The organism is Paenalcaligenes hominis, assembly GCF_011927625.1.
Classification (GTDB): domain Bacteria; phylum Pseudomonadota; class Gammaproteobacteria; order Burkholderiales; family Burkholderiaceae_B; genus Paenalcaligenes; species Paenalcaligenes hominis.
The window spans coordinates 487146-507669 of the sequence record NZ_JAATIZ010000001.1; the positions used below are offsets into that span (position 1 = coordinate 487146).

The window sequence follows — 20524 nt, forward strand, 5'->3', positions numbered from 1 at the left end:
CGCTTACACTTTATATTCGGCTTCGATTTGCTCGATTTGTTCAAGTAAATCCAACCATTGCTCTTCGTGTTGATCAATTTGCTTGCTGATCTCGCCGTGCTCAGCAAGCAAAGCAGGGCGCTGCTCTTTGTATTGGTCACCATAAAATGCGGGGTCACTCATTAATTCGTCAAGCTCGATTAGGCGTGTCTTGTGTTGTTCTAAGTGCTTTTCAAGCTGCTGAATCTTTTTCTCGAGTGGCTTGCGTAAGTGAGCCATTTTTTGACGTGCTTCGGCCTCAAGACGACGCTGAGTACGGCGATCTACGGTAGGTTCAGCTTCATTGGTCTCGCTAGATAAGTTTTTAGCGCTACGCAACTGGGCTGCACGCCCTAATAGCCAATCGCGGTAGTCTTCTAGGTCGCCATCAAACTCCGCAACCTGACCGTCAGCCACAATCCAAAAGTTATCGACCGTAGAACGTAAAAGTTGTCGATCATGAGACACAACCAACACACTGCCTTCGTACTCGGCCAAGGCGGCCGCCAAGGCTTCACGAGTTTCCACATCAAGGTGGTTGGTGGGTTCATCAAGCAGCAATAAGTTCGGCTTGTGCCATACAATTAAGGCTAAAGCCAAACGCGCCTTTTCGCCACCGGAAAAACCTGCCGTGGTATCGGTGGCCATTTCACCACTAAAAGCAAAACGACCGAGGTAATTGCGTAGCTCTTGCTCGCGCACGTCGGGTGCGATACGTTGCATATGTTGAATAGGACTGAGCTCGGCCTCGATCATATCCAGTTGATGCTGAGCAAAGTAACCTACCTCTAAACGTGCTGAGGTAACGAGCTCGCCATTAAGCGCAGCGATTTCGCCAGCCAGTGTTTTAATTAGCGTACTTTTGCCTGCGCCGTTCATGCCCAGAATACCAATACGGCTGCCGCTGCGCACATCGACGCTTACCTGACGTAGGATAATTTTCTTTTCAGGTGTACTGTAGCCCAGATCGGTTTCAATAAGCCGTAACAAGGGGTCGGGCATGTGTTCTGGTGTGGGCAAGCTAAATTGGACTGAGCCATCCAATCGAACGGGTGCCAGCTCTTGCATTTTAGCCAGTGCTTTGACCCGGCTTTGCGCTTGTTTGGCTTTGGTTGCCTTGGCTTTAAAGCGATCAATGAAGCTTTGTAAATGCGCCACTTCGCGTTGTTGTTTTTCCCAAGCTAATTGATCTTGACGCAAGCGCTCTGCTCGTTGGCTTAGAAAAGCCGAGTAGTTGCCCCGGTATTTAGTCAGTTGCTGCTGCTCAAAATGCAAAATATGTGTGCTTACGGCATCTAAAAACTCGGTATCGTGGGAAATAGTTAATACGGTACCTGGGTAGGACTGTAACCAACGCTCTAGCCACAACATAGCATCTAAATCTAAGTGGTTGGTGGGCTCGTCTAGCAAGAGTAAATCAGAAGGCGCCATCAGCGCTCGGGCTAAGGCAATACGCATTTGCCAACCGCCGGAAAATTGGCCGACGGGTAATAACCACTGATCTGGTTTAAAGCCCAGACCGGCTAAGAGTTGTTCGGCACGCGAAGCAGCCGTCCATGCATCGGCTTCGATGAGGGCATTTTCTAAGCGCGCAATGTCTTCGCCTTGTTCATCAGGGGTGGCAGCACGTTCCGCTTGAAGACTGCGTAAATGAACATCGCCGTCAATGACGAACTCGCGAGCAGGTCGATCACGCTCACGGATTTCTTGGTCGACACTGGCAATACGCCAACTTGAAGGAATCGTTAATGTCCCGCTATCCGCATCAAGTAGATGCTGGAATAAAGCGAAGAGAGTCGATTTGCCCGCACCATTGCGGCCCACTACGCCTACGCGCTCTTTGGGGTTAATAACAAATTGCGTATTGCTGAGTAGAACTTTGGTTCCTCGGCGTAAACCTAAATCCGTGGCACGAATCACGTAATAGTCCTGTTAGTTGGGGTTAAAGCGTTGTAACTGCTCGTAAGTGAGGAGCAGGATTTGGTCGTCAGCGGTTTCAGTGCTGAGCCAGACCGGGTCGAGCTGGGGGAAGGCCGCACAAAAGTGATCGTACTCATTACCTATTTCTAGTACTAACAAACCGCCTTCGTTAAGGTGGGAAGCGGCTTGCTCCAAAATAATACGTACTAAGTCCATGCCATCATCCCCACCGGCCAGAGCAATACGTGGCTCGTGCAAGTATTCGGCGGGCAAGGCGTGCATGGAGTCTTCGTTGACATAGGGCGGATTAGAGATAATCAGGTCGTATTTTTTATTTTTTACTGCGCTGTATAAGTCACTTTCCAGCACACATACCCGCTCGGTCAGGTGGTAGGTTTCAATGTTTTCCTTGGCAATGGCGAGTGCAGCGGGGGAGATATCGACGCCATCTACCTGAGCTTCGGGGAAAGTGAGCGCAGCCAAAATCGCTAAGCATCCTGAACCCGTGCACACATCAAGCACCGAGTGAATGGCCATCGGGTCTTCGACCCAAGGTGCCAGCTGCGTGCTAAGCAGTTCGGCAATGGGAGAGCGCGGCACAATGCAGTCTGGGCTGACTTTAAAGCGCAGACCTTGGAGCCAAGCCTCGCCAGTCAGGTACGCAGCGGGTAATCGTTCCTCGCAACGACGTCGCACTAAATCTAAAAAATGGTGTTTTTCACTGCGTGTTAAAGCGGCATCTAAAAAAGGATCAATGGTATCTAATGGGAGATGCAGCGTATGCAGTAACAAGTAAATGGCTTCGTCCGATGGGTTGTCGCTACCATGACCAAAGCTGAGCTCATGGCGGTGAAATTGACTTAAAGCCCAGCGTAGTAAATCGCGTGCCGTGCTTAAATCGGTAAATGCTTCCGCATAGAATGAATGGGACGTAGCGCTCATAAAAAACCTGTATAAACGAAAAAATTAACTTCTTATTATATCAGTGAACCCGTCGCTAATCGGGCTTCTCTTCGTCGTATTGGTTTGGGTTTTAAGAGCATAAATCCTTAACTTGACTGCCACCACAAAAAAAAGCCGTTAGTGATAACGGCTTTAAAGTAAAAGGCCTAAGCAGGCGACTTTTACAGGGGTAGTACATGTGGTGTTGTTATTAGTCGATGAGTTTCCCACCCTCATGAAAAGGGTAAGGACCTTCAAAATCTTCAATCAATGCTAAATGAGACACCAGGCGGCGGGCTTGATGATCCCACGCGTGAATTTGCATGGCCGGTGGTTCTAAACACCAAGCAGATTCCGCAGTGGGGCTGAGGTCTAAACACACTTGATGAGCTGGGGCTGGACAGGTCGAAGCAATGGTACCGCCAAAACGAGTAGAAATAGGACGATGCAAATGACCGCAAATTACCCGCTCAATATTGCTAAAACGACGTAATAATTGTTCCAGCTCAGGGCCACCTTGCAAAAGCCCGATCTGATCCATATGACCAATCAAGGTATTAAAAGGTGGATGGTGCATAGCAATCACTACGGGATGCTCGGCGTTATCAATTAATGCTTGTTCAAGCCAAGCCAAACGTTCTGCGCAAAGAACGCCACTACTTTGCCCAATAACACTGGTATCAAGGGCGATCAAACGTAAGGGGCCCACAGGCACAACGTATTGAGTGTACTGGTTAGCTAATGTGCTTTCTAAATAATCCAATTGAGGAAAGCATTGAGTTAACACATGCCGTTCATCGTGGTTACCTGGCAGCATGTAAACGGGTACAGTGAGGGGGGCCAATAGATCACGTAAATGCTCATACTCGGCAACGCGGCCAAAGTCCGTCAAATCACCCGTAATCACTACCGCATCTGGCGTCTGCGGCAAACGATTAATGGCTACTACGGCCTTTTCTAAATACGGGGCCGTGTTAATACGACCATAGGCTAAACGGCCCGGTTCACGAATATGTAAATCGCTAATTTGTACTAATAAGGTTTGATTCATTCTGCGTCAGGATTCAAAAAGCGCGTAGGGGGAATAATAAGGCCAACCGTATCGCCTAGCTGATACGGGCACTGGTTATGAGCTTCTACCATTAAAGATTGCGTTTCGGTTAGCTGCACTTTAAATTCAATGCGTTCACCCAAAAAAGTGCGTTGAATGATTTTACCGGTCGCTACCTCGGCGTTAGGCAACGTCAGTTGTATGTCTTCCGGGCGCACAAAAAGTGTGTCGCTGTTTTTGAGTACGTCGGGACATGCTTGAGTAAATGTGCCTAGCTCGATGGTCTGACGACGACGGGCATCAGCGCTACGGCTAATACGATTCACTCGACCTAAAAATTCAGCAACAAAGGCATGACTTGGGTCACGATATAGGTCTTCGCCACGGCCTACTTGCATGATGCGGCCAGCATGCATGACCGCTAAACGATCTGCAATAGCAAGGGCTTCTTGTTGGTCATGGGTGACGTGAATAGCCGTAATGCCTAGCTGCCGTAACAAGTCAGCGAGCTCATCCCGAAGGGTTTCTTTAAGTTTGGCATCCAACGCAGCAAGCGGTTCGTCCAGCAGCAAAACACGAGGGCGAACAGCCACCGCGCGCGCCAAAGCGACACGTTGACGCTGACCGCCAGATAGTTCGGAGGGGCGTTTGTGTTCCATCCCATTTAAATGGACCAAGTCCACGAGTTCACCGACGCGTTGTTTACGCTCGGCGGCAGGAACGCCGCGAATGCTTAAGCCATAACCAATATTGGCTTGCACACTCATTTGTGGAAATAGAGCGTAGCTCTGAAAGACCATGCCTACATTACGTTGTTCTACAGGCTTAGCGGTAACATCTTGATCCCCAAAGAGAATTTGGCTGCCTGTATCGGCGCTTTCTAATCCAGCAATCATGCGTAATAAAGTGGTTTTACCGCAGCCTGATGGGCCGAGTAAGGCTAGCACTTCACCAGGGTGAATATGGAGATTTGTGGGCTTTAAGCCTTGGGTACCATCCGGGTAGGTTTTAGCGCTATTAATAATATCAACGCTAATTCGATCGAGTTGCATCATGATTTTGACTTAATTTCCGTATTTTTTTTGCGCAAAAGTAGCGAGGGCTTGCATGATCCATAACACGGGCAGAATCACCATAAAAAAGAGTAATGTATAGGCAGAGCCCACTTCCACGCGCATTGAGGCATAGCTATCTGCTAGCCCTACCGGTAATGTGCGAGTTAAGGGTGTGTGCAACATCCAAGTGAGATTAAACTCACCAATTGATAGCGTGAAAACCATCATGGCCCCAGCAACAATGGCTGGAAAGACGGCAGGAATGATGACGCCGATAAAGCGACGCAAGAAAGAAGCCCCTAAGGTTCTTGCTGCTTCTTCGATGGCATAGAGTTCGTCTTTCTGTAAGGCCGAGGCCACCACGCGCACCATAAATGGCAAGGTGAAAATAATGTGGCCTACTAAAATGAACAAAAAGCTTTGTCTAAAAGCACTAATTTGACCATAAGCCAAAATAAGGGCTAACGCGGAAGCCAGGCCGGGTACAGCGACGGGCAAGGTCAGAAGCTCCTCAAAGGCGCGCGCCCACTTCGAGGGGTGTCGAGCTAATGCATACGCACAAGGTACACCAATCAATAAGGTGCCAAGTACACAAGCCAAGGCAATTAAAATTGACCAGCCAACTGTACCCCCATAAATAGACCAAACCTCTTGGAGCCAGCGTGTTGTAAAACCGCTTTTAAAACCAGCGCCATAGTTATTTACCAAGCCGGCGTATAAAGATAAAAACAGTGGGCCAATCATAAAGAGGCAGACTAACAACGTGGTCAGGCGTAGCCAGGGTGATGAGTGTGAGTTTTTCATACCAGTCTTTATTTCTTCTCAGTCATAATGCGAGCAATAAACAGCACGAGCCAGGTAATTAAGCCCAACACAATAGACAGTGAGGCCGCCAACGCAAAATTAGCGTAGTTAGTAAACTCGTTATAAATAGAGATAGGCAAGACTTCTATTTTGCTTGATAGCGTAAAGGCTGTGCCAAATGCGCCCATTGAGGTTGCAAAAATCACAGCTCCGCTGGCTACCGTAGTGGGGGCGAGCTGAGGAATCCATACATCACGAACGATGTGCCATTTCGAGGCATTAAGCGTACGAGCGGCTTCTTCCAATGCCGGATCCATGGCCTCAGCGGCCGCGGTATAGTTGGCAATGGCGCGTGGCAGCGAAAAGTATAAATAGGCCAGAAAAAGCCCAATCATGCCATAGGCAAACGTGACTCTACCCATACCCAGCTGTTGAAAAATATCCGCTACTGGGCCTTGGCGTCCACCAAGTAAAATCACAAAGAAACCCACAATAACACCAGGAAAAGAAAGCGGCATGGTCAATAGTGAAACCAAAAAGGCTTTGCCTTTAATAGGAGTCCGGGCTAAATAAATACCGACAGTCGCTCCTAAAACAAGGGTAAGAGCGGTAACGACTAAAGAGAGAACAAGCGTATTAACCAAGCTGGTTAAATACCGAGAGTGCGTCAGAACCACAAAATAGGTCTCCCAACCTTGTTGGGCCGGGAGAGCCAGCAGCCGTGCCATGGGCAGCAACCAAAAAGCCAGAAAAAAAGCGGTGGCTGGTGCCAGACAGGCTAATAGAATGGTGCGTTGACTTTGATGAAACGCAGAGCTTGACATAAGAGAGACTAAATTAACGGACTTCTTTTAGGTATTGGTCAGAGAAAGAGCGTTGAACGTCCGCCATTTTGCCGTAATCCACAGACACGGCTCGGTTGTACTCACTTTCATCAATAAATAAGGCTTTGATGTCTTCCGGCATAGCATCAGCGCGAACGGGACGCAAGTACGCGCGCGCCCAAATTTCCTGGCCCGCGTCTGACAACACAAAGTCGAGCGCTTTTTTTGCATTTTCTGCTTGCGGAGCGCCTTTAACCAGACTGATCACGTAAGGCACCATCACCGTTCCCTCCTCGGGGATGACAAACTCCACATTGGCTTGATCTTTATACTTAGCACGGTAGGCGTTGAAGTCATAGTCAAGCAAAATAGCAATTTCGCCCGATAAAACACGTGCATAAGAGGTTTGCTTAGGCACAATAGGGTCATTGTCTTGCAAGGCTTGAAAGTATTCATAAGCAGGAGTGAAATCATCAAGCGTACCGCCTAATGCCGTGTTAGCCGCCACGGCAGCCACGTAGCCCACAAAAGCAGAGGTGGGGTCTAGGTAACCAATCAGTCCGTTGTATTCAGGCTTTAATAAATCGGCCCAAGAGCGGGGCACGGGTTTGCCGTCTAATGCGTCTACATTCACCATAAAACCCATCGTGCCAGAGTGAATAGCAAACCATTTACCATCGGGGTCTTTCAGGTCAGCGGGTATTTGGTCCCAGCCGGCAGGTTGGTACGTGTCTAAAACGCCTTCTTTGTCGGCTTGAATGGCAAAACTCACACCAAGGTAGGTGATGTCAGCCACCGGCTTGGCTTTTTCTGCAACCAATTGAGCCAACGATTGGCCAGAGTTCTTGTTGTCAGCGGGGATCTTAACGCCGGTTTCCTGTTCAATGGCGCGAAGTTGAGTACCCCAGTCTGCCCATTCGGTCGGGCAGTTGTAACAAATGGCAGTTTGAGCCTGTAGACTGCTGATGCCCAAGCTCAAGCCGATCACACTGGTGTATGCGAGGCGTTTCAATAAGGATGGCATAATCATTCCTGTAAAAATGACCTTAGTCATGCGGTATAAAAGGAGGTGCACTGGACTCGGCAGGTTGAAGCTGGTGCGTCAACAAAAGGCTAGCTTTAGCATGCAGAGGAGCGCGTTGTGTTAAGTGTTGAATTAAAAGCTCTAAGCTATGGCGACCAATATCGGCGTTAGGTTGTGCGATAGAGGTGAGACTTGGGGTAAGGTCCTGACCTAAACGTACGCCGTCAAAACCAGTCACGCTCATGTCGCGTGGCACTTGGTAGCCACACAAATGAGCCGCACGGATGGCTCGAATGGCCATTAAATCGTTAGAACAAACTAAAGCGGTTGCCGTACGCTCTTTTTGTAGTGCTTGTGCAATCGCCTCTACGGCGTTATCAATGAATGGCACTTCAATGAGGGGTAAAAGCGGTAATCGAGCTTGCTCAATACCCTTTACAAAGCCTTCATAACGCTGTTGGGCGCGGTCAGAGGCATGACGTTGGCCACTAACCATCGCAATATGTTGATGACCCAGATCGGCTAAAAATGCCACGATCTCAGAAAAAGCCAATTGGTTATTCACAGAAACACACGGATGATCCGGATCCCAGTTGTATGCCAACACATAAGGGATGTTTGTCGATTGCAGTAGCTCTAACGCAGGCGAATGCTTTGGGTCAGAGACCACTAAAATGACGCCCTCTACACCAAACCCAAGGAGTTTTTTCACGGCTTCGAGCTCTTGGTCCAGGGTATAAGCCGTGGTGAAAGGCATAATCGAAAAACCGCGCTCGGCTGCGGTTTCTGCAATTCCTTGTAGGCATTCAGTAAAAACGGGGTTGTTTAATGTGGGTAACAGCACCCCAATGGTGCGTGTGTTTTGCGTGCGTAAACTACGAGCACTGGCATTAGGCACATACTGAAGGCGCGCTGCAGCGGCTTCAACTTTGGCGCGAGTAGTGGCCGAGACTTTATCGGGAAAGTTAAACGTACGCGATACCGTAGCTACAGAAACGCCAGCAGCTTGAGCGACTTTTTGTATGTTCATTTGCCTAGTGATGTGCCTAAGTAAAAATGTAATCGATTACATTAAAGCATGAAATTATGTCAAAAAAATGAAAATACGTAAACAACTGTCGATGTCACTGTTGTATAAATAAACAGTTCACGGTCTATTGTCTTTTAAATCAACGGCTTGCTTTAACTTGGGGGAATCCCTAGCCTCGGTGACGGCTGATTAAAAATAGCTATAACCCATGCAGACGTAAAAAAGCCCCTGTAAGAACAGAGGCGAGAGCGTTTTATGCGGGTTTAGGCCTTGGATGCAGTATTGGGTAGGCTGTGTTGGGGTAGAGTAAACAATTTATCAAAACACAGCGTAAATAAAAACGTGTACACCAAAAAGAAAGCCAATAAGATTGATTCCATGATAAAGGCTTCCCACACACCTACGCCGTACCACAGCATATAAATGGGTAAACAAAATAGAATTAAACCGCCTTCAAAGCCTATTGCATGAAAGCACCGTAGACGCAAACTACGATTCATGACCTGATGACGGCGTTCCCACATTTCAAAAAGCGTATTGTAAGTGTAATTCCAAATGACAGCCGTTGCTGACACCATAATAGCAACAGGTAATGAATCTTGGGCCTCACTATTGCTTAGATTCATTAAGATAAGCGTAGAGAAAACCACTGCAAGAATTTCAAAAACCGTAACGTAAGTTAAGCGACGTTTAAAGGGACTAAGCGTAATCAATGCAAACTCCATTGAGCCAAAAGGGACTCTTGATTAAAGAGCCGGCCCGCCCCGGTCAAACATAGTAAAAATCCTTAACAAGCCGCGGTTTCCGCTTGCCCCATTATTCTACGGCTCGAGGTTGCTACTGTCAAAAGCCCGCCTTAGGTGACGGCGATAGGTATATCAAAAAGGTAGGCCGTTTTCCTAGAGCACTTGCCCCTTATTTAACCCCTATAGGGCAGAGGAGGCTTGTTCGTTGCCATACATAAAGCGATTTAAATAATTAATAACTACTTTAGACAATGTAGCAATAAATAAATAGGGTTTATTCCTATTTATGGATAGGTATAAGAGAAGAATTAGGTTTATTAGCAATAGACAAGATGCTGTTTGATGTGTAGCCTTTTTAGTTGAGATGGCCTTTGCTGCGCTAGCAATAGCCTATGCCTACACTAGCTCATAGCAGATCAAGGTATAGTTTAATCAATTAAAAAAGATTAGATATATCATATTAAACGACTTGGGTACTTTATAACGGTAAAGTACCGCAATACGAATTCATACTAATTTAACATTAATCAATTAGTCTCTTGTTAGATAAATAATTAGGGTTAATTATTCGATCTGCTTGTTGCGACTTGTTACGGAGTTTGGTACGATTGTATTCAATCTTTTAATCGCTATGAATTAGTAATACTAATACCTGCTAATAGAAAGTCATTAACAGCTAGTATTAAATAAATTCAGATGGATGAAAACAATCCTAGGTAAATGCCTAGCGTTTTCTCAGAAGATACCGCTGCAGATTAACAAATAGCGATTCGTATTGGCGCAAAGCGCTAGATTAGGTGTTACGACTGCTCCCATATAGCAGGGTTTCGGAAGACACAAAAGTAGGGCTTTACTTTTAATGTTTTAGTTGGGCACTAACACCAACTCAGTCGTAACACCTAATCCAACGCTTGGTAGATGACACAAAAGGTCGTAAGTATACAAGGTTTTCACTTTATTGCAATGAAAACGCCTATATTCTGACACTATTTTACAATTTCATTCGGTTAGTATACGGCAGCAAGATGCCGATGGCCTTACGAAGAGATATTGATTGGACGGTGTTATCTAGGTCATCTAGATACATGACCTGTCTACATTTAAGTGAATAAAAAACTACCTTGCTTGTTAGGGCAAATAGATAGTAGGGCGTAGCCCAATTGCGGTGTAAACCAGCTATAGTTAATTATTATAACCCTTCCTCTTTTGCGGCGGAAGGTTTTTTTATGCGTTTTGCCCGAAAAAACTTTGCTATTAGAGTAGGGTGTATAGCGTGGCGCTAAAGCCGTTCTTTCTTTGAGTGTAATCCTTACCTGCCGCTGCTACCAAAGTGCAATAAATTGAAAAGGTTTTTAGTTATTAGGTATTGTCTAGACGGCTTTTAGTAAACAGCGTAGTGCTATGGGGCTTTTTTGGGGCCTATGGTGTTGAATATTTGATATTAGGCTATCAGTAGATTGAACAAAAACGAAAAAGCCGTTGATTTTAAAGGATTTTGATCCCATAAAATCAACGGCTTTCAATGTTTGGTGCGAACGGAGAGACTCGAACTCTCACACCTCTCGGCGCCAGAACCTAAATCTGGTGCGTCTACCAATTCCGCCACGTTCGCTTTTTTCTTTACTGCCAAAAGATAAAAATTATATATAAGTTAATTTTTACTGTCAAGCTTTTTTTCGTGTGCTGCAACCACATGGGCACTGCAATCAACGAAAAATAGATAGTAATACTAAAAAAACGCTTTGTCTAGTCTTTTTTATCTTCCGTAGCAATAATACCCGCTTCGAGTAATTTTTTCTGGGTTTCAGGGTCTATGCCAAGGTCAGACAGAATTTGCGCCGTGTGTTGCCCCAAGCGTGGGGCCTTAGTGGTGATTGCGCCGGGCGTACGGCTTAGTTTGGGTACCACACCAGGAACGGCGACGGGGGTGCCATCCTCTAGCTCTGTCTGAACAATCATGTTGCGTGCTTGATAATGGGGATCATGATAGATGTCTTCAATATCGTACACGCACCCCGCTGGTACACGATGCTCGTGCAAACGATGCAATAACTCGTCAAGAGTATATTGACTGGCCCATTCTGCAATGGCTTGGTCAATCTCTGCGGCATGGCGGGCCCGACCATCGTTATGGGCATAAAGGGGGTTTTGGCCTAAATCAGGACGACTCATTGCTTGTGTTAACCGCTGAAAAATACTATCCCCATTCCCTGCGATCAGCGCATATTTATGGTCTTTACTTAAATAAGCATTACTGGGTGTAATACCCGGCAGGGCGCTGCCTGCTGGCTGACGTATTTCATTAAATACAGAGTACTCAGGCAAAAGGCTTTCCATCATATTAAAGACTGACTCATACAGTGCTACGTCTATATATTGACCTAAGCCGTCTTTGTCCCGTTGGCGTAGAGCAAGTAAAACGCCTATCACCCCATGTAATGCCGATAAAGAATCGCCAATTGATATGCCTACCCGTACCGGGGCGCGGCCAGGTTCGCCGCTGAGGTGGCGCAGACCGCCCATGGCTTCACCCACCAAGCCAAAACCCGGCCGATCTTTATAAGGGCCTGTTTGCCCATAACCTGACACACGCAACATGACTAATTGAGGGTTGATTTTTTGTAGATCATCCCAACCTAAACCCCATTGCTCGAGTGTACCGGGTTTGAAGTTCTCTACGAGTACATCGCACTCTGTAATGAGTTGTTTAACAATATCTTGGGCTTCTTTTTGACGTAGGTCTAATGCCAACGATTGTTTGTTTCTCGATTGAACCGCCCACCAAACCGATGTACCCTTATGTAATAGACGCCATTTTCGTAGTGGGTCGCCAGTTTGAGGGGGTTCTACCTTAATTACCTCTGCACCAAATTCCGCAAGTATTTTTGCCGCAAAAGGTCCTGCAATTAACTGTCCCAACTCCAAAACTCGTATATCAGACAAGGGTTTTGCCATAACGACGTAATCCTTCGCTTGCGCAGTGAAATAGTTAAATAGTGATATAGGTATAAAAATCAGTAGACACCTTTACCTTGCTTACTAGTAAACTATAGGACTATCCGGTTATTTTTTGAACTTTTTCCGGTAAGATATGTATTTTTTGTTAACTTACTCATTTATATAGGTCTCTAATGCAGCCCGAGGTTGAAATTCTGTCCGGTTTGGAGCGCCGAATCGATGTGGCTATCTCTACAGCAGATGTCGAAAAAGAAGTCCAGGCACAACTTAAACGTGTGGCGCGTACAGCCAAAATCCAGGGTTTTCGCCCAGGAAAGGCCCCTCTATCTATCGTAGAGCGCAGCCATGGCCCTAGCATCCGTTACGATGCAATTAACAATGAACTAGGCAAAGCATTAGACAGCGCAATCGAAAACAGCGGTTTGCGCATCGCTGGTGTACCTTCTATTACACCTAAGGAAGACGCCGCTGAAGATCAAATGGTATTTAGCGCGACCTTCGAAGTGTATCCAGAAATCACCTTGCCCGAACTAGACACCCTAGAGGTCACTCGCAGCGATGTCACCGTTGGTGATGCCGAAGTCGAGCGCACTCTCGATATTCTCCGCAAGCAGCGTGCTAACTACGAAGCCCGTGATGGCCGCGAAGCCCAAAACGATGACCGTGTTACCCTAGATTTTAAAGGCGAAATTGATGGCGTAGCCTTTGATGGTGGTACGGCAGAAGGTTTCTCCTTTGTTTTAGGCCAAGGTCGTATGTTGCCTGAATTCGAAGAAGCCACCTTAGGTATGAAAGCTGGCGAAGAAAAAGAGTTCCCTCTCGAGTTCCCCGAAGACTACGGTGGTACCGAGGTCGCTGGCAAAACCGCTCAGTTCACCATTAAGGTCACTGAAGTTGCCGAGCCTGTGTTGCCCGAGTTAAACGATGACTTTGCCAAAGAGCTTGGCCAAGAAGAAGGCAACATCGAAAGCCTATTGGCTGATGTTCGCGCTAACATCGAACGCGAAGCCAAAGCCCGTGTTAACGCACGTACTAAAGCCAGCGTAATGGATGCGCTTCTTGCTGCTAGCAGCTTTGATGTGCCTAAAGCTCTAGTTCAAAGCGAAATCCAAAACCGCATTGCTGCGGCTCGCCAAGAGCTCAAACAGCGTGGTTTGCCTAACGCCGATGATATGCCTATCCCCGAGGATGTATTCCAGGACGAAGCAGAGCGTCGTGTACGTTTAGGTTTATTGTTATCTGCTCTAGTAGAAAGCGCCGAGCTATCTGCTACACCAGAACAAGTCCGTGCTCGTATCGAAGAGTTCGCCCAAAACTACGAACAGCCTGAAGAGGTCATTAGCTTCTACTTATCCGATGCTCAGCGTCGTGCTGAGATCGAGGCGATTGTATTGGAAGACAATGTGGTTGCTCATATTGTGTCCCAAGCCAAAGTGACTGATGAAGACGTGGATTTTGAGCAATTAATGGGAAATAACTAAATGTCGTCTCGTTTTATCGACTTCTATGCATCTATGAATGGTGGACATGCTGTAACGCCTACTGGCCTCGGCTATGTTCCTATTGTGGTTGAGCAGTCTGGCCGCGGAGAGCGTTCTTACGATATTTATTCGCGCTTATTGCGTGAGCGCATTATCTTTTTGGTTGGGCCCGTTAACGATAATTCCGCCAATTTAATTGTGGCGCAATTGTTGTTCTTAGAGTCGGAAAACCCAGATAAAGATATTTCGCTCTACATTAACTCACCAGGTGGGTCAGTGTATGCGGGTATGGCTATCTACGATACGATGCAGTTTGTAAAGCCCGAGGTGTCGACCTTATGTACGGGTATGGCCGCAAGCATGGGCGCTTTTCTTTTGTCCTCTGGGCAAAAGGGCAAGCGCTTTGCGTTGCCAAACTCACGCATCATGATTCATCAGCCTTCGGGTGGCGCTCAAGGTCAAGCTTCTGATATTCAAATTCAAGCAAAGGAAATCCTAAGCTTACGCGAACGCCTCAATCGTATTTTGGCTGATAACACTGGCCAAAGCATTGAGCAAATCGCACTCGATACAGAGCGTGACCGTTTTATGGACGCTGCCGAGGCAACGGAATACGGTCTACTAGACCGAGTTCTCACTCATCGTACCGACGATATTTAAGGGTTATGGCGGCAAAGTCTAGGCTTTGTCGCTCCCATCCTTATCCCTGCTATCTGCGGCTTGCCGCATTATTTTGATTTTATATATTTATGTCCGATAAACATCCGACCGACGATAAAGCGCTCCACTGCTCTTTTTGTAATAAAACACAAAGCGAGGTAGAGAAGCTTATTTCAGGTCCTGGGTCAGTCTACATTTGCAATGAGTGTATTAGTTTGTGCAATGAGATGATTCTAGAGGACAAGCAAGAGCAAAGTGCTGTTGAGCTCATCGGGTCCGAGTTACCTACGCCGCATGAAATCAAAGCGTTTCTTGATGAATACGTCATTGGCCAAGATCAGCCCAAGCGCAACTTAGCCGTCGCCGTTTATAACCACTACAAACGTATCCAGTATTCGGGTCTAACAGGCGATGTAGAGCTTTCCAAAAGTAATATTTTACTCATTGGCCCTACTGGCTCAGGAAAGACATTGCTTGCACAAACGCTAGCTCGCATGCTGAAGGTTCCTTTTGTCATGGCTGACGCAACGACCTTAACCGAGGCCGGTTACGTGGGCGAGGACGTAGAAAATATAGTTCAAAAGCTATTACAAGCATGTGAATACGATGTAGAAAAAGCGCAGCGCGCTATTATCTATATCGATGAAATCGACAAAATTTCTCGTAAGGCTGATAACCCGTCAATTACACGCGATGTATCAGGCGAGGGTGTACAGCAGGCTTTATTAAAAATCATCGAAGGAACGGTGGCTTCTGTGCCTCCACAGGGTGGTCGTAAACATCCTAATCAAGACTTTATTCAAGTCGACACCACCAATATCTTATTTATTGTGGGTGGGGCATTCGATGGCTTAGAAAAAGTAATTCAAAACCGCACAGAAAAATCAGGCATTGGTTTTGGTGCTAAGGTCAGTGCGCGCAGCGAACGTGGCGTGGGCGAGCTTTTTGCTGAAGTCGAGCCCGAGGATCTCATTAAATTTGGTCTAATCCCCGAGCTAGTGGGGCGCTTACCAGTCGTTACTACACTCCAAGAATTAGACGAAGAGGCGTTGATTCGTATTTTGACCGAGCCCAAAAACGCGTTGATTAAACAATTCCAGCAGCTATTTAGCATGGAAGACGTCGAGCTTGATATCGAAGACGATGCATTAAAAACAGTAGCTCAAGCTGCCATCAAGCGCAAAACAGGGGCTCGAGGTTTACGTTCTATAGTGGAAAAGTCCTTGTTGGACACCATGTACGACCTTCCCTCAATGACAGATGTTAGCAAAGTGATTCTTACCAAAGAAGCCGTCGAAGGCACTGCTAAACCCGTTGTGGTGCATGCTGCCGAAGCCCTCACTCAAGCCTCCGGCGATAATGCCGTGGCCTAATCATCATCTATTTATCCGTTAGCACTGTTTTTACGTTTCGCCTACTTGAAATTGCCAAGTTCGCCTCAATCTGTAAGTCAGAAGCTAGAACCACAAGGGGAAGCTATCTTGCTTCCCCTTGTGGTCTAAGGTAATTAAAAGGAAATTACTATGTCTGCAAGCCAGATTTTATCTATGGAATCCACAGAACTCCCTCTATTGCCTTTACGTGATGTGGTGGTGTTCCCACATATGGTGATTCCTTTATTTGTTGGACGTCCTCGCTCCATCAAGGCGCTTGAACTCGCCATGGAGTCGGGCAATACCATTTTATTGGTAGCGCAAAAAACGGCTAGCAAAGACGAGCCCACCGCCGACGATATGTATGAAATCGGTTGTGCGGCATCCATTTTACAAATGTTAAAACTGCCCGACGGAACAGTTAAAGTTCTGGTCGAGGGCGTTGAGCGTGCCAAGATCGAAGCGGTGATCGACAACGATACTCACTTCAGTGGCAAAGCCATTACAATAGAAAATGCCACAGAGACCCCAGCCGAAGCTGAGGCCTTGCGTCGTGCGGTGGTCGCTCAATTCGAGCAGTACGTCAAATTAAATAAAAAAATTCCTCAGGAAATCTTGACGTCTTTGAATGCGATCGAAGAGGCCAGCCGTTTGGCTGACACGGTGGCAGCGCACTTGCCATTAAAACTTGAGCAAAAACAACAAATGCTTGAGTCCGTTCCAGTGGTTGAGCGCCTCGAAGCCTTACTCAGCCAACTCGAGACAGAAATTGATATTCTGCAGGTCGAGAAACGGATTCGTGGTCGTGTTAAAAAACAAATGGAAAAAAGCCAGCGCGATTACTACTTAAACGAGCAGGTTAAAGCCATTCAAAAAGAGCTAGGCGAGGGCGAGGACGGTGCAGAAATCGAAGAACTTGAGCAGCGTATTGCTGAGTCCAAGTTACCTAAAGACGCACTAAAGAAAGCCGAAGCCGAACTGAAAAAGCTCAAAATGATGTCGCCTATGTCGGCAGAGGCCACCGTGGTTCGCAATTACCTCGACACCTTAATTGGCCTGCCTTGGCGTAAACGCAGTCGTATTAACAACTCTTTAACGAATGCTGAAGATGTGTTGGATGCCGATCACTATGGCCTTGAAAAGGTTAAAGAACGCATTGTCGAGTATTTAGCTGTACAGCAGCGCGTTTCTAAGCTTAAGGCGCCCATTTTGTGTTTGGTTGGGCCGCCCGGGGTGGGTAAAACCTCATTAGGGCAGTCTATTGCCAAGGCCACGAATCGCAAATATGTGCGTATGGCTTTAGGTGGTGTACGTGATGAAGCCGAGATTCGTGGTCATCGTCGCACTTACATTGGTTCTATGCCAGGTAAAATCCTACAAAACATGAGCAAAGTGGGTGTGCGTAACCCGTTGTTCTTGCTCGACGAGATCGACAAGATGGGGGCTGATTTCCGTGGCGACCCGTCTTCGGCTTTACTCGAGGTGTTGGATCCCGAACAAAACCACACTTTCCAAGATCATTACCTCGAGGTGGACTTCGATCTTTCCGATGTGATGTTTGTCGCCACTAGCAACACGTTGAACATCCCACCTGCGTTACTTGATCGTATGGAAGTCATTCGGTTGTCCGGGTACACCGAAGACGAAAAAGTGAATATTGCCTTTAAGCACTTGATTCCTAAGCTCATGATTAACAATGGCGTGAAAAAGGGCGAACTCGAGATCACCGAAGAAGCCATTCGCGATGTCGTACGCTACTATACCCGCGAGGCAGGGGTGCGTTCGCTAGAGCGTGAAATCAGCAAGATTTGTCGTAAAGCCGTCCACAAGTTTCTTGTGCAGCCCAAAGGCACTAAAGCCGAGACCATTGTGGTGAATAGCGACAATTTAAGCGATTTCCTTGGTGTACGCCGTTATGATTTTGGTGTTGCTGAAACGGAAAACAAAGTGGGTCAAGTCACTGGCCTTGCTTGGACAGAAGTGGGTGGTGATCTACTCACTATCGAGGTCGCTGACATGCCAGGTAAAGGGACTATTCAGCGTACTGGCTCGATTGGCGATGTCATGAAAGAGTCTGTCGAGGCCGCACGCACGGTGGTCCGTTCACGTGCTCAAAAATGGGGGGTGGCTGATCCTATCTTTGATAAGCGTGATTTGCATGTTCACTTTCCGGATGGTGCCACACCTAAAGATGGTCCTTCTGCGGGTATTGCCATTACCACTGCCATTGTGTCTTCACTAACAGGTATTCCTATTCGTGCAGATGTAGCAATGACAGGTGAAATCACATTACGTGGCGAGGTACTGGAAATTGGCGGGTTAAAAGAAAAACTTCTTGCGGCTCAGCGCGGTGGCATTAAGACCGTAATGATTCCTGAACAAAATGTGAAGGATCTGGCCGAGATCCCCGACAATGTAAAAAACACATTGGAAATTATTCCTGTACGTTGGATTGATCGGGTGCTTGAAGTCGCTCTAGAGAAAATGCCAACTCCGTTGTCTGACGAAGAGCTAGCGCGTATTACTGCCGAGGCCGTGGCAGCTAAAACTACGCCAGCTGTCAGCGGTGTGATTAAGCACTAAGACCTATCTCGATCGGGTTAGCGCCCGATCGAACTAAAAAAGCCATGATATGTATCATGGCTTTTTTTATGGCAAGATTTTTTGAGTAGAGTTAATTAAAGGCTTGGTCGCGAATGAGACCCACAGCAATGCCTTCGAGCGAAAATTCGTCTTGCTTTTGGATAATGATGGGTTCAAAGTCAGGGTTTTCTGGCAGAAGAGCAATTTTTTTGCCCTGACGCTGTAAACGTTTCACGGTGACTTCGTCGCCTAAGCGGGCGACGACAATTTGACCATTACGCGCCTCGGAGCTACGTTTGACCGCTAAGAGATCGCCTTCGAGTATACCGGCGTCGCGCATGCTTAGGCCGCGTACCCGTAATAAGTAATCGGGAGCTTGGGAAAATAGTGAGGGCTCGACGCCGATTTCACGCTCAATATGCTCGGTCGCCAAAATAGGATGACCCGCTGCCACGCGCCCAATAATAGGAAGCTGGTAGTTTTTTGTAGGAGTATGGCTATCAACGAGTAGGCGAATACCGCGAGATGTGCCTGAAACCAATTCAATGGCGCCTTTACGTGCTAGCGCTTTAAGGTGGTCTTCGGCAGCATTAACAGATTTAAAACCAAAGCGCTCTGCAATTTCAGCACGAGTGGGCGGAAAACCGGTGCGCTGAATTTCGCTACGGATTAAGTCGAAGATTTGTTGTTGGCGGGCAGTAAGTTTCACGGCAATACCATAGACTGGGGTTATATACAGTTTAATTGTCAATGATCTCTAACAAAAAAGCAAGAAAAACCGGCTTTTAAGCCGGTTTCACTGAGTTTTTGCGAGGTGTTTATTGCACCACACGAGCAATGGCTGCCGCCACTGTAGAAATATTGTGTTCATTGAGTGCTGCTACGCAAATACGTCCTGTATCTAAGAGGTAGATCGCGTCTTCGTCACGTAAACGTTGTGCTTGAGCTTGGGTTAGGCCTGAATACGAAAACATGCCCTGTTGTTGCAGGATAAATGACATGTCTTTTTGTACACCGTGCTGAGCTAGCTGCGTAACCAGTTGGTGACGCATGGCATGAATGCGCTGGCGCATGTGGCCGAGTTCGGTTTCCCATTCGGCAAATCGTTGGTTGTCATTTAGGATCACGTTGACAATTTGTGCCCCGTGGGTGGGCGGGTTAGAGTAATTTGTACGCGCCATACGCTTGAGTTGGCTTAAAACCTTAGGGCTTTCATCGGCATGGTTCGTTATCACGGTGAGCGCCCCGACACGCTCGCCATACAAGGCAAAGGACTTAGAAAATGAAGAGCTAACCAACATGGGGATGCCTTGATCCGCTAAATAGCGCACGGCTTTAGCGTCCTCGTCCAAACCGGCCCCAAAGCCTTGATACGCAATGTCCATAAAAGGAATCAGTTGATTGGCCTTTAGCACCTGAGCAATACGTTGCCATTGCTCGAAGGTAGGGTCGATACCGGTGGGGTTGTGACAGCAAGCATGAAGCACCACTATGCTTTGAGGCGCCAGTTGCTGTAAGAACGCAAGCATCCCTTCGATATTGAGGCCTTGAGTCTGTGCGTTGTAGTAGGGGTAGTCCACTACAGTAAAACCGGCTTTTTCGAATAAAGCGCGGTGATTTTCCCAGCTTGGGTTGCTAATAGCCACCACCGCATCAGGGACGACGGTTTTAAGGAAATCAGCCCCCAGCTTTAGTGCACCGGTACCGCCTAAGCTTTGAATAGTGACGGCGCGCTCTTGATGAATGGGCAAAGCGTCCCTACCTAATAGTAAGTGTTGCGCACCCATGTTGTAATGGGGAATGCCATCGATGGGTAAATACCCTCGGGCAGCGCTTTGCTCTGCTAAGTCATTTTCTGTTTTTCTGACGACGTTCAATAACGGCATTTGCCCTTGTTCATCATAATACACCCCGACACCTAGATTAATTTTATGAGGTCGGGCGTCCGCTTGGAATAATTCATTGAGCCCTAGAATTGGGTCGCGTGGAACTTGAGTAACGTGTGAAAACAAGGTATTCATAACAGATAACAGAAATTGCGCTAAGAAATAATGA

The 20524-nt window shown here is 47.1% G+C and carries 16 protein-coding genes and 1 tRNA gene; 4 read left to right on the forward strand and 13 right to left on the reverse strand.

The window, feature by feature from the left end; genetic code table 11:
* Positions 1-3 precede the first annotated feature (3 nt).
* The 11 genes from GGR41_RS02235 to GGR41_RS02285 form a co-directional block, all read right to left on the reverse strand.
* Positions 4-1938, reverse strand: a complete 1935-nt coding sequence (locus tag GGR41_RS02235) for an ATP-binding cassette domain-containing protein (protein ID WP_167660450.1) — start codon at positions 1936-1938, stop codon at positions 4-6.
* A gap of 12 nt (positions 1939-1950) precedes the next feature.
* Positions 1951-2880, reverse strand: coding sequence for a 50S ribosomal protein L3 N(5)-glutamine methyltransferase (prmB, locus tag GGR41_RS02240; RefSeq protein WP_167660451.1), 930 nt, complete (start codon positions 2878-2880; stop codon positions 1951-1953).
* A 211-nt stretch (positions 2881-3091) separates the two neighbouring features.
* Positions 3092-3931, reverse strand: coding sequence for a phosphodiesterase (locus GGR41_RS02245; protein WP_167660452.1), 840 nt, complete (start codon positions 3929-3931; stop codon positions 3092-3094).
* A complete protein-coding gene (locus GGR41_RS02250; RefSeq protein WP_077734948.1) occupies positions 3928-4983 on the reverse strand; it encodes an ABC transporter ATP-binding protein in 1056 nt (351 codons plus the stop codon). Before GGR41_RS02250 ends, GGR41_RS02245 begins: the two co-directional genes overlap by 4 nt.
* Before the next feature lie 12 nt (positions 4984-4995).
* Entirely contained in the window at positions 4996-5790 is a 795-nt protein-coding gene (locus GGR41_RS02255; RefSeq protein ID WP_167660453.1) for an ABC transporter permease, read from the reverse strand.
* A gap of 8 nt (positions 5791-5798) precedes the next feature.
* Entirely contained in the window at positions 5799-6614 is an 816-nt protein-coding gene (locus tag GGR41_RS02260) for an ABC transporter permease (RefSeq protein ID WP_167660454.1), read from the reverse strand.
* A 13-nt stretch (positions 6615-6627) separates the two neighbouring features.
* Positions 6628-7638 (reverse strand): ABC transporter substrate-binding protein, encoded by a 1011-nt coding sequence (locus GGR41_RS02265; protein WP_077733362.1) that lies wholly within the window; start codon positions 7636-7638, stop codon positions 6628-6630.
* Positions 7639-7660: 22 nt separating this feature from the next.
* On the reverse strand, positions 7661-8668 hold the full coding sequence (locus tag GGR41_RS02270; protein ID WP_167660455.1) for a LacI family DNA-binding transcriptional regulator: 1008 nt from the start codon (positions 8666-8668) through the stop codon (positions 7661-7663).
* A 263-nt stretch (positions 8669-8931) separates the two neighbouring features.
* Positions 8932-9393 carry a PACE efflux transporter gene (locus tag GGR41_RS02275; RefSeq protein WP_167660456.1) on the reverse strand — a complete coding sequence of 154 codons (462 nt, stop codon included), beginning with the start codon at positions 9391-9393 and terminating at the stop codon, positions 8932-8934.
* 1548 nt (positions 9394-10941) lie between these two features.
* A tRNA-Leu gene (locus GGR41_RS02280) sits at positions 10942-11026 on the reverse strand.
* A 134-nt stretch (positions 11027-11160) separates the two neighbouring features.
* Complete coding sequence (locus GGR41_RS02285; RefSeq protein ID WP_167660457.1) at positions 11161-12369, reverse strand: CaiB/BaiF CoA transferase family protein; 1209 nt, start codon at positions 12367-12369, stop codon at positions 11161-11163.
* Between the two features lie 176 nt (positions 12370-12545).
* Here GGR41_RS02285 and tig point away from each other — a divergent pair, with 176 nt between their 5' ends.
* From tig to lon, 4 genes are all read left to right on the forward strand, one after another.
* Positions 12546-13853: a trigger factor gene (tig, locus tag GGR41_RS02290; protein WP_149026086.1), complete on the forward strand. Its 1308-nt coding sequence runs from the start codon at positions 12546-12548 to the stop codon at positions 13851-13853.
* The gene (gene clpP, locus GGR41_RS02295; RefSeq protein ID WP_149026085.1) at positions 13854-14513 is read left to right on the forward strand and encodes an ATP-dependent Clp endopeptidase proteolytic subunit ClpP; all 660 of its coding nucleotides are present in this window, start codon (positions 13854-13856) and stop codon (positions 14511-14513) included.
* Positions 14514-14602: 89 nt separating this feature from the next.
* Positions 14603-15886, forward strand: coding sequence for an ATP-dependent Clp protease ATP-binding subunit ClpX (clpX, locus tag GGR41_RS02300; protein ID WP_077733358.1), 1284 nt, complete (start codon positions 14603-14605; stop codon positions 15884-15886).
* A gap of 150 nt (positions 15887-16036) precedes the next feature.
* Entirely contained in the window at positions 16037-18469 is a 2433-nt protein-coding gene (gene lon / locus GGR41_RS02305) for an endopeptidase La (RefSeq protein ID WP_167660458.1), read from the forward strand.
* A gap of 91 nt (positions 18470-18560) precedes the next feature.
* On the opposite strand, the gene lexA is transcribed toward lon, so the two are convergent.
* Together lexA and GGR41_RS02315 are read right to left on the reverse strand one after the other, a co-directional pair.
* A complete protein-coding gene (lexA, locus tag GGR41_RS02310) occupies positions 18561-19184 on the reverse strand; it encodes a transcriptional repressor LexA (RefSeq protein WP_167660768.1) in 624 nt (207 codons plus the stop codon).
* A gap of 103 nt (positions 19185-19287) precedes the next feature.
* Positions 19288-20490, reverse strand: a complete 1203-nt coding sequence (locus GGR41_RS02315; protein WP_167660459.1) for an amino acid aminotransferase — start codon at positions 20488-20490, stop codon at positions 19288-19290.
* Between the last annotated feature and the right edge of the window lie 34 nt (positions 20491-20524).